The following is a 15,158-nucleotide window of genomic DNA, read 5'->3' as shown; positions in this document are numbered from 1 at the left end:
CCGGGAGATGAGAACTCGGGGAGTCCCCGATCCGCTTGCCCGGGCCGCCGCCAAGCACACGCGAAGCTGGTGGAGGATGTCCCGCCACGGCGCGCTCCAAACTGCCCTGCCGGGCAAGCACTTCGAGCAGATGGGCTTGGTACGGCTTCAACCACACTGACCTCAACTTTCCGAACCGCCGGATGCGGACCCGCATGTCCGGTGGTGTGGGAGGGGTGCAGCCGGGATCACCGGCTGCCCCCTATCCCGATCCGGCAATGGCGCGAGCGCCACCGGACCGCCATCCTGCGTAAACGTCTGGTGCGCTGCGAGGAATGGCCTTATAATGGTCGCCTGCGATTTGGTCCCGCCACGCCCCCTCACCTCACCTGCCGAGCCATCCCAGTGCACAAGATCGCTCTTGCCGCGGCCGCGGCGCTCGTCTGCGTCACGCAGGCCCCCGCGCAGTCCACGCGCGTCCGCGACATCCCGCGCCGCCCCGTTCTTTGGGCGCAGGCGGACACCAACAACGCCAACACGTACTACCTCCACGGCGTCAACCGCATCGGCGACCGCCCGGCGGAGGCGGCTGCCGCCTTCTACTGGGCGGCGCGGCTGCAGCCGGGCTGGGCGGAGCCGCTGTACGGCCGCCGGGTGGCGCTGCTGATATCCGAGCCCGACCGCCTCGTTCGCTACATGGAGAACAACCGGGGCACCATCCGCTCGGCCGAGATCCAGGCGATCGACTCGCTCCAGCTCCGGGCGCTCTCGCTGAACCCGTTCCTGGTGGAGACGTTCGAGCGCCAGATGATGCGGGTGTACATGACGCGCGCGGTGACGGAGGACATGCGCAGGGAGACGGGTGACGCCAACACGGCGCTGGCGGCGCACCTGGTGGAGACCTGGCTCCGCAGCAGCAACCCCGTGATGCGCGCCCGGGTGGCGTACAGCGAGGGGCGCTTTCCGCAGGCGCTCGGCGAGTACGAGCGGGCGCTGGCGCGCGCCACCGCCCGCGACAAGCCGTACATCCACCCCCTGGTGGGTAGGATCCACTTCTTCACGGGCAACCTGGCCAAAGCCGCGGAGCACTTCACCGCCGCCGCCGAGGGGATGCGCAAGGAAGACGCGCGCGACCTGGTCCTCGTCTACCAGAGCAAGGCGCTGATGGAGCACAGCCTGGGCGCCGTATACGAGAAGATGGGGAACGCCGCGGGGGCGCAGGAGGCGTACGGGCGCGCGCTGCAGGAAGACCTGTCCTTTGCCCCCGCGCACCGCGCGCTGAGCGCGCTGGCGATGGCGCGCGGCGACACCGCCACCGCCGTGAGCGAGCTGGCGCTGGCCGTGGAGCTGAGCCCCGACGACGCCGCCGCCCGCGTGCAGTACGGGCTGCTGCTGGTGCGCATCCGCAAGGCCCAGGAAGCCGTCGCCGAGTTCACGCGCGCCGCCGAGCTGGAGCCGTACTACGCCGCCCCGCACCTCATGCTGGCGCGCCTGTACGACTCCTCCGGAATGCCCCAGGAGGCGCTCGACAACTACCGCGCCTACGTGGCCCGCGCCGCCCGCGACGACGCCGGCTACGCCAACGCGCAGGAGCGGATCGCCACGCTCGACGCCCAGATCAAGGCCACGCCGTGAGGCGCACCATCCTGGCCGCCGCCGCCGCGGCCCTCCTTCCGCTCGCCGCGGCGGCGCAGGAGGGCGTGGTGCGCCCGCGCAGCACTGCCGAGGACCTGCAGATGTTCAGCCAGGTCCTCAACCAGATTCGGGTGAACCACCCGGACTCCATCGACACCCACCGCCTCTTCATGGCCGCGGTGGAGGGGATGGTGCGCGCCGCCGATCCGCACTCGTACGTCATCACCGCAGCGCGCCTCTCGCCGCAGAAGGAAAAGGACTACCGCGAGGGCCGGCTCTTTCCGGTGCCCATCGAGTGGGACTTCGCGCGCGGCACGCCGGTGGTGCGGAGCGTGGCGCCGGGCTCGGCCGCGGCGCGGCAGGACATCCTTCCCGGCGACGTCCTCGTCTCCGCCGACGGGCAGCCGGTGCGCGCCGAGAGCCCCTTCGAGCTGGAGGTGGTGCTCTCCGGCCCCCGCAACTCCACCGTCGCCCTGCGGCTGGAGCGCGAGCGCGTCGACGGCTCGGTGGCCGAGCTGGAGCGCACCGTCCGTCGCCAGCGCGCCGAGGAGGGCACCGCCGTCCCCGCCGTGCTGATGCTGGACGACAGCACGGGCTACGTGCGCGTGACCACCTTTTCCAACACGCGCGCCGCCGAAGACCTCCACGCCGCCCTCGCCAAACTGGAGGGCACGGGGATGCGGCGCCTCCTGCTGGACCTGCGCGACAACGGCGGCGGCATGGTGGACGAGGCGTCGAAGGTGGCGGGCGAGTTCCTCCCCGCGGGCACCGTCGTCTACTCGTCCGCCGGCCGCAAAGCCGACGTGGGCGAGACGGTGCGCGTGCAGCGCTCCTTCTGGCGGCGCGAGCGGCAGTACCCCGTCGTGCTGATGGTGAACGGGGGCACCGCCAGCGCGTCGGAGCTGGTGGCGGGCGCGCTGCAGGACCACGACCGGGCGCTGGTGGTGGGGCGCCCCACCTTTGGCAAGTCGCTGCTGATGCGTGGCTTCCCCATGACGGACGGCTCGGCGATCATGCTGGTGATCGGCCACATCAAGACGCCGTGCGGCCGCGTGGTGCAGCGGCAGTACCGCGACGTGCGCGTGAACGACTACTACCGCATGGCCCGCACGGCGCGCGACACCGCCGGGCGCCCCTCGTGCCGCACCGCCGCCGGGCGCGTGGTGTACGGCGGCGGCGGCATCTTCCCCGACGTGGTCACCCCCGAGGCGGAGCCGGACCCGCTCTGGCTCGCCCGCCTGCGCGAGGAGGACCTCCCCACGCGCTGGATCGGCGGCTACCTGAGCGCCAACGCCGCCGCCTTCCCCTCGGCCGACGCCCTCGCCGCCTCGCCGCGCCTTCCCGACGCGGCGCTGGCGGACTTCCGCGCCTTTGCCGCGCGCGCCGGCCACACCCTCCCCGCCGGCGCCGACGCGGATGCGCGGCTGCAGCGCGTCCTGGCCCGCGGCATCGCCTTCTCGAAGTGGGGCGACACCGGCTATTACCGCCTCGTCGCCGTCACCGACCCGCAGGTGCGCGAGGCCGCCGCGCAGTTTGGCAAGGCGGCGGAGGTGCTGCGGCCGGCGCCGTAACAGCGGTTTCACACAGAGACGCAGAGGGGGAAAGAAAGAACAGCAGGAGGGGTTCTCTGCGGCTTGTCGTTGATCTCCGTGCCCTCTGTGCGAGACCCGTTGGGAGGCAGCTTGAGCAAAGCGCCCCGTGGATACACTCCACTGGGCGCTTTCTATGACCACGTAATCTGGCAGAGCCGCGGCATCAGGCGGCCAGCCACAGTTTGTGTGTCTCGTCCCGCCTCGTGACAATTTCCTGATTCGAGAAACCGTCTTCCAGGAGACGCTCCGCCACGAGCGCCTCTATCTCGGACTTCAGTGCGGCTGCTTCCGCCGCGATGTGCTCGAGGCGGTCGAGAAGATCCGCGGCTTTTTCGGTGGAGGCGAGCGCCGCTTGGCTCTCGATCGCACTCCGGTGCACGAGCCAGCTGCGCTCGTCTGCGAATACCGCTAACCGGTGAGCGAGGGCGCCGAGCAGCGGGTGCTTGCCACGAAGGCTGGAAAGCATCTGGTGCACGCTCCGCTGGCCACCGCAATCCAGCAGCGTCAGTGCTTCGGCGGCGGCTTCCTCTGGTGAACGCTTCTCGGCAAGAACCAGGTGCGTGAAGAGTGCCGCCTCCAGCTTCTGCGCATGGAGGAGGCAGTTCGCCGTCCATGTCTGCACCTCCTCGGAGGCCACCCGCCTGATGAGCGCATCCCGCTCCTCGGAGGTGAACCGGGCCGCGACCCTGCCCCGGACCGCGCCTGAAAAATCATGGGCGGGCAGCATCTTGAACTCAGGATCCTTCTTCATACAACCTCCGCTCGTGTTTCGTAGCCTTCCGCGCACTGATGATGCGGACGACATCACCCCTCTGGGTGAACACCACGAACAACAAACGCCGACGAAAGGATTGGCCGATCAGCAGAAGGCGTTCCTCCTCGACCGAGTGCTCCAGATCCGCGCTTTCCAGCACCAGAGGATCTGTGAATACGGTCTGCGCCTCACCGAACGAGATGCCATGCTTGAAACTGTTCTTCGCCGCCTTCTCCGGATCGTACTCGAAGAGAAAGCCTGACACCGGTGCCTCCCCGCCCGAGGAACATACTTGTGCCCTGCCATTCATCCAAGCTCAATGAACCCTGCTCTCCCCGCAAGACGGAGCTGACATTCCGCCATATGCATGACAATTAGGTGCAGCAGCATGCGCCATTGGAGCGCCCGTAGAGCGTTTAGCGCCAGCGGTTTGCATGTCGAATACAGGGTGATTGCGCGGGTGATTATTTCCTTCATATTTGGCCGTCCGAATGCGTTTCGCAGATCAACCGGCAGGTACGAGATGGCGAAGACGATGATCGAGAACGGCGCCGCCACGGCGCCCGCTCCGGTGCTGCCGGGCGGCAAGCTGATCGACGTGTACGTCGTTCCCAAGGAGGGGAAGTGGCTGGTGCGCGTGCGCGGGGTGGTCCGCAGCACCCACAAGACCCGCGATCAGGCGATCAATGCCGCGATGAAGATCGCTCACAAGACGGAGTGCAACGTCGTGGTCCGCGGCCTGGACGGGAAAATCGAGAAGCGGCTGTCCGGCTCGCTCGCGGACGCGCTGATGCTGAAGATCTGGAAGCGGAACTACGCGCGCTACCTGCGGGGGGAGATCTGACGCCGATGGAGCGGTGCACCGCGTGACCTACGACACCAACGTTATGATTCGATACCGCCCGGCGACCTTCCCCGCCGGGTTTTTTATGTCTGCCGTCGTAATACAGGAGCTGACCGCAGGCGCAAAACAACGTCAGGATCGTGCGGCCCGCTGAGATCCTCTGAGCCGGCCGGCGCCGGCTATCATATGCCGCGGATCCGCCTCACCGTCTCGCGCGTGTCCACGGAGAAGCGCGCGAGCTCGATGTCGGTGACGAGGCCGAGGGCGCCCATCTGCGCGAGCTGCATGCGGGCTACGGAGCGGCGGGGGTCGTTGAACGTGTCGGCGATGGTGCGGTCCCGCTTCGCCAGCAGGCGAAAGAGGCGGATGTAGCGCTCGTGGTTCGTCTCGCGCTCGTCAGCGACGATCGCGGCGCTCTCTTCCAGGACGCGCGCGCAGTAGCGGTCGAGGGCCGCCTCGCGCACGGTGCGGAACAGCTTCCAGTCGCTTTCGGGGATGTCTCTCATGCGGGGTCTCCTGGGTTCCAGTTCCGCGGCGCCGTGCCCTGGACGATGCGGGGGAGGGTAAAAGGAGAAGGTGCTCCCCCGCACATGGGCGGCTCTCGCCGTTTAAGGGTGCCGCCGGGCGCCAGGAAAGCTCCAATCATTTGCCGTTTTCGGTGCGATCCTCCCGCGCGCGGACGATCGAGGCAAAGGAGCGCATGCGCAGCTCGGCGGAGGTGAGGCCGGTTCGGGCGAGGGCATCTTCCTCGCTGATGGCGCCGCAGCCCAGGGCGCGCAGGAAGAAGTTGAGGAGCCCCTGCCCGGTGGCCGCGTCGTCGAAGGCGCTGCCGACGCGGGTGGCTCGCGCGGCACGATCGACGAAGTTGCGGAGGCGCTCGCCGGCGGCGTCCACACCTTCCAGGAAGAAGCCGTACACCGCGGCGTAGCGCGACACGAGCTGCGCCGGGTGCAGGTCCCACCCCTGGTAGAAGCCCGATGCCAGGCCGTGCCTCACATCGTCGTGGTGCACGCGCCACCCACGGTGCACCGCGGCCCGGTTCTCCGCCTCCTGCTCAGCGCTCAGCTCGCCGCGACGCGGGGCGACGGGGAGGAGCGTGGTGGCGCCGTCCGACCAGCGCACGCCGCTCCCCGCGAGCGACACCTGCATGGCGTGGCGCGCCCAGTCGCACGCGGGGTGGCGCAGGTGCTGGTGGGCGGCGGTGATCCCCAGCGCCGCCGTGTAGTCGTACGCGCCGAAGTGGGCGGCGACCACCCGCCCGCGCCCCGCGCGCACCAGCCCCGGGAGCGCCGCGCGCCCCTCGTGGTCGAACAGCGCCTCGGGCGTCTCCACCATCAGCTCCATGCGCAGCGTCCCGGCCGCCACTCCGTGCTCCGCCTCCAGCCGTTCCAACAGGAGGGCCAGCAGCTCCGCTTGCTCCGGGACCGTCACCTTTGGGAGCGTGATGACGAAGCCCGGCGGCAGAACGCCGCCCGTGGAGCGCAGCAGCGTGTCCGCGAAGCGCCGCAGTGTGCGGACGGCGCGGGCGCGCGTCTCCATCGTCAGCGCCTTGGCGCGGATGCCGATGAAGGGCGGGAGCGTCCCCTCCGCCATGCCGCGGGCGAGTTCGCGGGCGGCGGTCTCGGCGTGCTCGTCTTCCTCGCTGTCGGGGCGCACGCCGTAGCCGTCCTCGAAGTCGATGCGAAAGTCCTCCACCGGCTCGCGGAGCAGCTTGGCGCGGACCCGCTCCCACACCGCCTCCGCAGGGGCGTCCGCTTCCAGCGCGGTTGCCAGAGTGGCCGGGTCCGGTGCGTAGCGGTCGAGCGCCTCCAGTGCGCGGGCGCCCAGGCGCGGCGCCGTGTCCGCGCGGAAGAGGTGCGCTCCGCCGTACACGGTGTGCACGGGCTGGCGCTCCGCGTGCTCCTCCGTGCGTGCGCGGGCCAGGGCGTGGGTCAGCTTTGCCTCGGCTTCTTCGAGATCGGACATCGGGTTGGTCGATGGGCATCGCCAGACCGCGCCCTTGCGCGATACCGTCCGTGCCGTTGCGGGGTATTATACGACGTGAGAACGGAAGGCGCCGGGTGGGGGAGTGCGGTTCCGGGCCGGCCGGGGGGCGGCGCATGCGCAGGGTACGGGCAGCCACGTGGGGCGGCCCCTGCAGGATTGGGTGCGAAGGGCGGGGTTCGCGGTGGGGGAGAGGGTGGGCAGACACGCGGGCGGCTGCACGCCGTGATGACGGTAGTTCATGCCTGAACGACAGCGGGGCAGGGGGCGCTACCGCCGCAATGACAGCAGCGGAAACGCGGGGTATGTGTTATATTAAGTGCATCACACAACGAGACTTAGACACGTTCGGGGTGGGCTGGCGCGGGGCGGTTTTCGCGTGGCAGGGCTTGTGCGAAACGCCACCCCCAGCACGCCGTTCGGGCCGCACGAGGCGCGGCGGATGGCGACCCCTTCTTGAAGGAAGGATGACGAGATGAGTGAACGATTGATGCTGCCCGTTCTCCCGCTCCGGGAGACGGTCGTGTTTCCCGGGACCGCCGTGCCGATCTCGGCCGGGCGGCCGGGGACGCTGCAGGCCATCGAGGCCGCGCTCGCCGGCGACCGGCGCATGCTGGCCGTGGCCCAGCGCGAGAACCGCGACGAGGTGGAAGCGGAGAACCTCTACACCGTCGGCACCGTGGTGCGCATCGCCCAGGTGCAGCGCGGCAACGGCGGCGTGCAGCTGCTGATCCAGGGCGAGGGGCGCGCCCTCGCGCTCCAGTACGTGGCACCGGAAGGCCGCGGGCTGGCCGCGCACGTCCGCGAGATGCACGACCTGGAGCCGATCGCGGCGGAAGATCCCGCCTTCCTGGCGCTCTACCGCGAGCTTCGCGACCGCGCGGCCGAGCTCGGCAAGCGCCGCGGCATTCCGCCCGAGATGCTGCAGCAGTTCATGAGCGGCGTCACCGAGCCGGGGCCGTTCGCGGACCTGGTGTCGTTCTACGTGGAGATGGGAACCGAGGCCAAGCAGAAGCTCCTCGAGATCCTCTCCGTGGAAGAGCGCCTGCGCTCCCTTCTGCTCATCGTGCAGCGCCAGCTCGCCATGATCGAGGCGCAGGAGGAGATCCAGCAGCAGGTGCAGGAAGAGCTGGGCGAGCGCCAGCGCGAGATGCTCCTTCGCGAGCAGATGAAGGCGATCCAGCGCGAGCTGGGCGAGGAGGACGAGGGCGCCGAGCTGGAGGAGCTGCGCGAGAAGATCGAGGCGCTCGGTCTCGACGAGACGGCGCGCGAAGAGGTGGAGCGCGAGCTGGGCCGTCTGGAGCGCACCAATCCGCAGAGCGCCGAGTACCAGGTGATCCGCACCTACCTGGAGTGGGTGGCGGATCTGCCGTGGAACGTGCGCACCGAGGACCGGCTGGAGCTCCTTCCCGCCGAGGAGATCCTCAACGAGGACCACTACGGGCTGGAGGACGTCAAGGACCGCGTCCTGGAGTTCCTGGCCGTGCGCCAGCTCGCCGCGCGCCGCGCCGAGGATGAGGTGAAGGAGGAGGCCGCCATCGAGGCGGAGGCCCTCTCCGGCACCGAGGCGGAGGCATCGGCGGAGGAGCTGGAGCGCGAGATCGCCGAAGCCAAGGCCAAAGCCACCGCCAAGGGGCCCATCATCCTCTTCGCCGGTCCTCCGGGCGTTGGCAAGACGTCGATCGCCAAGTCGATCGCGCGGGCGCTGGGCCGCAAGTACGTGCGCATCGCGCTGGGCGGCGTGCGCGACGAGGCGGACATCCGCGGGCACCGGCGCACCTACGTGGGCGCCATGCCGGGGCGCATCGTGCAGGCCCTCAAGCAGGCCAAGAGCCGCAACCCGGTGATCCTGCTGGACGAGGTGGACAAGCTGGGCGTCAGCTACCAGGGCGATCCGTCGAGCGCGCTGCTGGAGGTGCTGGATCCGGCGCAGAACCACGAGTTCACGGACCACTACCTGGGCGTGCCGTTCGACCTGAGCGAGGTGCTGTTCATCGCGACGGCCAACTACGTCCAGAACATCCCGGCGCCGCTGTACGACCGCATGGAGGCGGTGGAGTTCCGCGGCTACACGGAGCAGGAGAAGAAGGCCATCGCCGAGCGCTTCCTCCTTCCGCGGCAGCGCGAAGACGCGGGGCTGCGCGCCGAGGAGCTGGAGGTGACCGACGAGGCGCTGCGCGCCGTGATCGCCGAGTACACCCGCGAGGCCGGGGTGCGCCAGCTGGAGCGCGAGGTGGGGAAGCTGGCGCGCAAGGCCGCGCGCCGCATCGCCGCCGGCGCGGAGAGCACGGTGAAGGTGGACCTGGAGCGGGTGAAGGAGCTGCTGGGGCGCACGCGGGTGCACCCCGAGCGCGCGGGCGGGCAGGACACCGTGGGCGTGGCCACGGGGATGTACTACACGCCGGTGGGCGGCGACATCATGTTCATCGAGGTCAGCGCGCAGCAGCGGGCCGCCGTGGCCGCCACGGGCGAGGGGGAGGGTGCCGCGCAGCCCGGCTTCGGCAACCTGGTGCTCACCGGCCAGCTTGGCGACGTCATGAAGGAGTCGGCGCGCGCCGCGCTGACGTACGCCCGCGCCAACGCGGGGCGCTACGGGATCGACCCGCGCAAGGCGTGGGGCTCGGAGCTGCACATCCACGTCCCGGCGGGCGCCATCCCCAAGGACGGCCCCTCGGCGGGCGTGGCCATGACGACGGCGCTTGTCTCGGCCCTCTCCGACACCCCCGTCCGCTCGGACGTGGCGATGACGGGCGAAGTCACGCTGACCGGGCGGGTGCTCCCCATCGGCGGCGTGAAGGAGAAGCTTCTCGGCGCGCACCGGGCGGGGATTCGCACCATCGTCCTCCCCAAGGACAACGAGGGCGACCTGGAGGACCTGCCGGCCGAGGTGCTGGCCGCGCTGGACGTGCACCCGGTGGAGACGATCGACCAGGCGCTCTCCGTGGCCCTGCGCGGCGCCAGCATGAGCGAGGGGAAGCTGCGCTTTCCCGAGCTGCCCCTGCCGCTCACCACGGGCGGTGGCCGCGGCCTTGAAGGCGCGGTACAGATGCACGGCAGCCGCTGAAACAGCGCCTCACACAGAGACACGGAAGGAACGGCAAGGACACGGAGGAAAGACTCTCTCGTGTTCTTGCCGTTTCCTCTGCGGCTCTGTGTGATGTTGTTCAGGTGTCCGGCTCCTCTTCTTTGGCTTGGTCGCGGAAGCGGAACTGCCAGCCGACCGCCAGCGTCCAGCCGCTGGCGTCGAGGGAGCGGGGCCAGTTGGCGGGGAGACGCTCCTCGGCGGCTTCGGGGAGCTCCCAGGTGATGCTCTCGAAGCGGCGCACGCGGTAAACCCCTTCCACGAACAGCCCGCGCAGCGGCAGGTAGAGCCCCGCGGTAGCCCCGAATTCCAGCGTCTCGCCCTCCACGGCGAACACGGTGCGTTCGGGGTCGTAGCCGCGCGCGTTCCAGAGCTGCGCAGCACCCACGCTGAGCCCGGCGTAGGGCTCGATCCGCGCCAGCCGCTCGATCTCGGGGAAGGTCGCATACGCCGAGACCACGGGGATGGAGCGCATGGAGCCGTGCAGGTCCAGGCTCTCCTCGCGCGCGCGAAAGCCGCGCAGGTAGCCGGTTCCCAGCCCCAGCTCCAGCTCCGTGCCCCCGACGTCCGGCAGGTCGATCAGCATCTCGGCGAACACCCCGCACACTCCGCCGCCCGGGCAGTCCGAGCCGCGCGTCGTCAGGTTGGCGGAGCCCGGTATCCCGCCCCCCTGCACGGAGAGGGCGACGCTGTTCACCTCCTTGAAGAAGTCGGTGAGGAACTCCACCTGGGCGTGCGCGGGTGTGGCGGCCGCGCAGAGAGCTGCGGCCAGCAGGGTCGCTTTCATCGGCGGGTGCGGGAGCGAGGGCAAGATGTGCAGCCGGGCCGAGCAAGATTTGTCCTGCGCGACGCGTTCCGCAACCCTGTCGCGTTGGAGCGGACTCCCTGGCCTCCCGCGTGTGCTCTCCGCGCGCTTTGGACGAGAGCTAAGCGCAATGCTGTTCTCGACTTGCGAGATGTCGCGCGAAGGCCGCACCACTCTGCCGCACCAGAATGGTGCGCCCCGCACCGCTCTGGAGCGACATACGTTTCGGCCTACAAAACGTAAACGATGATCCCGCAACGACTTAACACCTAGGTAGCCCGCGATTTGCCGCGGTCCGGTGCTTGCCTTTACTCCCGCCGACCACTCGAACACTCATCCTGTTGCGCATCGGTCTGGTGCGGCACACAGGATTGCGGTTGTTCCGTCACCATGCCAGTCACACGGGAGTAGTTCCTCATGCGCATCCGCTTTTCGGCCGTCGGCGTCCTCGCCCTGGCCACCCTCGCCGCCTGTTCCGACGAAGCCCCCACCAACACCGCCATGTCGCCGGTGCAGAGCCCCGAGTTCGCCGCGGCTCCCGCGCAGGACGAGGTCGCCCCGGGTGAAGTGCTGGTGAAGTTCAAGGACGGGGTCGACGCGAGCGACCTTCTCCGCGCCAACGGCCTCGTGCGCCGCTCGGTGGGCTACCAGGGCTCCTTCGAGCTGCTGAACGGCGCCCGCGGCCAGGAGCGCGCGCTGGCCGCCGTGCTGAAGAACGACCCCCGCGTGGAGTGGGCCGAGCCGAACTACATCCGCAAGGTCGAAGCGATCGACAGCCGCCTGTGGGCCTTCTACAACCCGGGCGGGTTGAACATGAACTTCTACAACGACGCGGACGGCCGCACCGGTCCCATCCCGTCGTCGTACGCCTCCGTCGCCGACGCTGACGAGGACGCGATTGAGGGGATCGGCGTCGGTGGCGCCGCGGTGGTGATCAGCAACATCGACACGGGCGTGGACTACAGCCACCCGGAGTTCTCCGGCCGCCTGATCCGCGGCTGCGACTGGTACAGCATGGCGGCCGCCGGCAACGGCAGCGGCACCTGCAACGACTTCAGCTCGGACGACACCTCGGACCAGGGGCACGGCACGCACACCGCCGGCACCAGCGCCGGTGCCACCGTGGGCGTGGCCGGCGTGACCGGCGCCGCCGCGAACGTTCAGGTCTTCGTGCAGCGCGTCTGCGGCGCCGCCGGCTGCTACACCTCCTCCATCATCAACGCGATCCGTGCCGCGGCCGACCAGCCGAACATGGTGGCGATGAACCTCTCGCTCGGCGGCCGCACCATCTCGTCCGGCGAGAAGAGCGCGATCCAGTACGCCACCAACAAGGGCGTCCTGGTGATCGCCGCCGCGGGCAACTCGGGCACCAACAAGGTGGGCTGCCCCGCCTGCGACCCCAACGCGATCTCGGTGGCCGCGACCGACTGGAAGGACGGTCTCACCAGCTACTCGCAGTACGGCAGCGGGCTTGACATGGCGGCTCCGGGCGGCCTGTGCTACAGCAACACGACCGAGGAAGGCTGCATCTTCAGCGCGGTCGTGGCCGGGTACCAGGGCGGGCGCACCTACAGCGGCCCGCTGGCGGGTGGCAGCTACGCCTACATGAACGGCACCTCGATGGCGACTCCGCAGGTGACGGGCGCCGCCGCGGTGGTGGCTTCCAAGACGGGCCTGCGCGGCGCCGCGCTGCGCGCCCGCCTGGAGAGCTCGGCCAAGGACCTGGGCGTCGCGGGCTACGACACCAAGTTCGGCAACGGCCGCCTGGACGTGTACAAGGCCATCACCGGCACCACGCTGGGCGCCGGCCTGTAAGCCTTCGCACGATGAGGTAGCACCGCTGGGAAAGATGGGACGGGCGAGGCGCGGATTGCGCCTCGCCCGTTCCGTTTTGTGGCGAGGGCCCTCTCCCCGCTCGTTCCTCGCTGCCCCTCCCCCAAACCGCTGGCGGAGGGGCGTTTGCGTGCATTCGTGCGGGGCGCGGGGCGCGGCGCGGGGGCGGGCACGGGCACCACGCGGGGCGGCCCCTACGAGATCGGGTGCGTAAAGCGGGGATCGCGGTGGGGGCGAGGGCGGGCAGACACGCAGGTCTGCCCCTACCGAGATCTGCTGGCGGGGCGAGGGTCGTGGCGGGGCGAGGGGTGGGCGCGATGAATCGCGCCCCTACCGATCCGTGCGTTGCGAGCGGATGCGGGCGTGCGCCCCTCCCCCAGGTTGTTTTGGGGGAGGGGCAGCGAGGAACGAGCGGGGAGGGGGCCCGCGATGCCCGCGCCAGCCCACCGCCCCCAGGATCCGCCGGGTAGGCCGGTGGTGGCGGGGGCGAGGGCGGGCGCGACGAATCGAGCGGGGCAGCGAGGAACGAGCGGGGAGGGGGCGCTACGGGCCCCTTACCCCACCGCCCCCAAATTCCGGCGCAGCAGCGCGTCCGGGTCCGGGTCGCGGCCCATGAACTCGCGAAAGAGGTCGGCGGGGTCGGTGTCGTCGCCGCGGGAGAGGACGGACTCCACGAAGGCGCTCCCCGCCTCGCGGCTGAACAGGCCCTCGCGCTCGAAGCGGGAAAAGGCGTCGGCGTCCAGCACCTCGCACCACAGGTAGCTGTAGTAGCCGGCCGCGTAGCCGCCCGCGAAGATGTGGGTGAAGCCGGTGACGAAGTGGTCGTTGGCGAAGTCGGGGCGCGGGTGGAAGCGCGCCAGCACCTCGCGCGAGCGGGCGATGGGGTCGCCGCCGTGCACGGGGTCGAAGCGGACGTGGAGGTCCAGATCCAGCGTGCCGAAGGAGAGCTGCCTCATCTGGAAGGAGGCGGCCATGAAGGTGCGCGCGGCCTTCATCTTGGCGAACAGGTCGTCCGGGATCGGCTCCCCCGTCTGCCAGTGGCGGGCAAAGAGCTCCAGGGCGGGGCGCTCCCACGTCCAGTTCTCCATGATTTGCGAGGGAAGCTCCACCCAATCGGTGGGGACGCGCGTCCCCCCTAGCTCCCGCACCTCCACGCGCGACAGGAGGTGGTGCAGGAGGTGCCCGAACTCGTGGAACACCGTCAACACCTCGCGGTGGGTGAGGAGCGCGGGACGGTCGCCCTCGGGGGGGCTCATGTTCCCCACGATCATAGCCAGGTGCTCGTCCCACCCGCCGCCGGGGCGCGGGCCGCCGAGAACGACGCCGTTCATCCACGCGCCGCCGCGCTTGCTCTCGCGCGGGTGCCAGTCGGTGTAGAAGCCGCCCAAGCGCAGGCCGCTCTCGTCGAAGGCGTCGTAGTACTTCACCTCGGGGTGCCACACCTCCTCCACCTGGCGTTCCTTTACCGTGACGCCGAAGAGGCGCCGGGCCAGCTCGAAGAGGCCGTCCTGCACGCGGTCCATGGGGAAGTACGGGCGCACCTCCTCCGCATCCAGGTCGAAGCGCGCGCGCCGCATCTGCTCCGTGGCGAAGGCGATGTCCCACGGATGCATCGGGTCCAGCCCCAGCTCGTCGCGCGCGAACTCCTCCAGCGCCGCGATCGCGCGCTCCCAGAAGGGGCGGGTGCGCGCGGTGAGGTCCTCCTCGAAGGCCATGGCGCGCTCGCCGCTGCGGGCCATCGCCTCCTCCAGCTCGTAGTCCGCCCAGTCGCGAAAGCCCAGGAGCTGAGCCAGCTCGCGCCGCAGCGCCAGGATGCGCCCCACCAGCGGACGGTTGTCGTGCGGCGCCTCGGCCGCGCGGTTGGTGTACGCCTGGTGGATCCGCTGGCGCAGGTCGCGCCGCTCCGCGTACTGCAGAAAGGGCTGCACCGACGGCTGATGCAGGGTGAAGCGCCACCCCTCCACTCCGCGCGCCTCGGCCGCGGCGCGCGCCTGCGTCCGCGCGGACTCCGGGAGCCCCGCCAGCTCCGCCTCGTCCGCCAGCACCATCTCCCACGCGTTGGTGGAGTCGAGCACGTGGTTGGAGAACTCCGTTTGCAGGCGCGAGAGATCCACGCGCAACGCCTCCACCCGCTCCTTCTCCGCCGGCCCCAGGTCGGCGCCGGCGCGGACGAAGGCGCGCACCGTCTTTTCCAGGTGCCGGCGGCGCACGCGGTCCAGCGACCCCGCCTCGGGCGACTCCGCGGCGGCCTTGACCGCGCGCCACAGCTCGCCGTTGAGGGCGATGCGGGCGAAAAAGGCGGAAAACTCGGGGAGGACGGTGTCGTACGCCTCCCGTATCTCCGGCGTGTTCATCAGCTCCACCAGCAGGGACGCGGGGCGGATGGCGCGCGAAAGCCGCTCGGTGATCTCCTCCAGCCGGCCGACGGTGTTGGTGTAAGTCCGCTCGCCCGGGGCGGCCACCAGCTCCGCCAGCTCCGCCTCCGCGCGGGCCAGCGCGGCCCGGATGCCGGGGCCCACGTGCTCCGCCCGGATGCGGTGGAAGGGGATGGGGAGCGGTTCGTCTTGCAGGAGGGGATTGGTTTCGGGCGTGGTGCTCATCGGCCTCGTACGGCGTTCTCGGGTAGTTTGCGTATGCCGGGCCGACGCACC

11 protein-coding genes are annotated in these 15,158 nt (G+C 70.2%); 5 read left to right on the top strand and 6 right to left on the bottom strand.

Features of this window, described 5'->3' with window-relative positions:
* Positions 1 to 384: 384 nt before the first annotated feature.
* Together VF584_19810 and VF584_19805 are read left to right on the top strand one after the other, a co-directional pair.
* Positions 385 to 1,614 (top strand): tetratricopeptide repeat protein, encoded by a 1,230-nt coding sequence (locus VF584_19810; protein ID HEX8212432.1) that lies wholly within the window; start codon positions 385 to 387, stop codon positions 1,612 to 1,614.
* Positions 1,611 to 3,185, top strand: a complete 1,575-nt coding sequence (locus VF584_19805; GenBank protein HEX8212431.1) for a S41 family peptidase — start codon at positions 1,611 to 1,613, stop codon at positions 3,183 to 3,185. Before VF584_19810 ends, VF584_19805 begins: the two co-directional genes overlap by 4 nt.
* A 184-nt stretch (positions 3,186 to 3,369) precedes the next feature.
* Here VF584_19805 and VF584_19800 read toward each other — a convergent pair whose 3' ends face one another.
* Together VF584_19800 and VF584_19795 are read right to left on the bottom strand one after the other, a co-directional pair.
* Complete coding sequence (locus tag VF584_19800) at positions 3,370 to 3,957, bottom strand: hypothetical protein (GenBank protein ID HEX8212430.1); 588 nt, start codon at positions 3,955 to 3,957, stop codon at positions 3,370 to 3,372.
* Positions 3,941 to 4,225: a BrnT family toxin gene (locus tag VF584_19795; GenBank protein HEX8212429.1), complete on the bottom strand. Its 285-nt coding sequence runs from the start codon at positions 4,223 to 4,225 to the stop codon at positions 3,941 to 3,943. Before VF584_19795 ends, VF584_19800 begins: the two co-directional genes overlap by 17 nt.
* 258 nt (positions 4,226 to 4,483) lie before the next feature.
* On the opposite strand from VF584_19795, the gene VF584_19790 reads away from it, so the two are divergent.
* Positions 4,484 to 4,804 carry a DUF2188 domain-containing protein gene (locus VF584_19790; GenBank protein HEX8212428.1) on the top strand — a complete coding sequence of 107 codons (321 nt, stop codon included), beginning with the start codon at positions 4,484 to 4,486 and terminating at the stop codon, positions 4,802 to 4,804.
* Positions 4,805 to 4,986: 182 nt separating this feature from the next.
* Here the strand turns inward: VF584_19790 and VF584_19785 are convergent, their stop codons facing one another.
* Positions 4,987 to 5,310 (bottom strand): hypothetical protein, encoded by a 324-nt coding sequence (locus VF584_19785; protein ID HEX8212427.1) that lies wholly within the window; start codon positions 5,308 to 5,310, stop codon positions 4,987 to 4,989.
* Between the two features lie 136 nt (positions 5,311 to 5,446).
* A complete protein-coding gene (locus tag VF584_19780; protein HEX8212426.1) occupies positions 5,447 to 6,769 on the bottom strand; it encodes an aldolase/citrate lyase family protein in 1,323 nt (440 codons plus the stop codon).
* A gap of 493 nt (positions 6,770 to 7,262) precedes the next feature.
* Between VF584_19780 and lon the strand changes: the two genes are divergently transcribed.
* A complete protein-coding gene (gene lon, locus VF584_19775) occupies positions 7,263 to 9,851 on the top strand; it encodes an endopeptidase La (protein HEX8212425.1) in 2,589 nt (862 codons plus the stop codon).
* 100 nt (positions 9,852 to 9,951) lie between these two features.
* On the opposite strand, the gene VF584_19770 is transcribed toward lon, so the two are convergent.
* Positions 9,952 to 10,656: a hypothetical protein gene (locus VF584_19770; GenBank protein ID HEX8212424.1), complete on the bottom strand. Its 705-nt coding sequence runs from the start codon at positions 10,654 to 10,656 to the stop codon at positions 9,952 to 9,954.
* A 435-nt stretch (positions 10,657 to 11,091) separates the two neighbouring features.
* On the opposite strand from VF584_19770, the gene VF584_19765 reads away from it, so the two are divergent.
* A complete protein-coding gene (locus tag VF584_19765; GenBank protein HEX8212423.1) occupies positions 11,092 to 12,489 on the top strand; it encodes a S8 family serine peptidase in 1,398 nt (465 codons plus the stop codon).
* 572 nt (positions 12,490 to 13,061) lie between these two features.
* Here the strand turns inward: VF584_19765 and VF584_19760 are convergent.
* A complete protein-coding gene (locus VF584_19760) occupies positions 13,062 to 15,107 on the bottom strand; it encodes a M3 family metallopeptidase (GenBank protein HEX8212422.1) in 2,046 nt (681 codons plus the stop codon).
* Positions 15,108 to 15,158: the final 51 nt, after the last annotated feature.

This window comes from Longimicrobium sp. (genome assembly GCA_036389135.1).
Lineage (GTDB): Bacteria > Gemmatimonadota > Gemmatimonadetes > Longimicrobiales > Longimicrobiaceae > Longimicrobium.
Note: the sequence above shows the minus strand (reverse complement) of the source record. Positions and strands in the feature narration are given on the sequence as shown.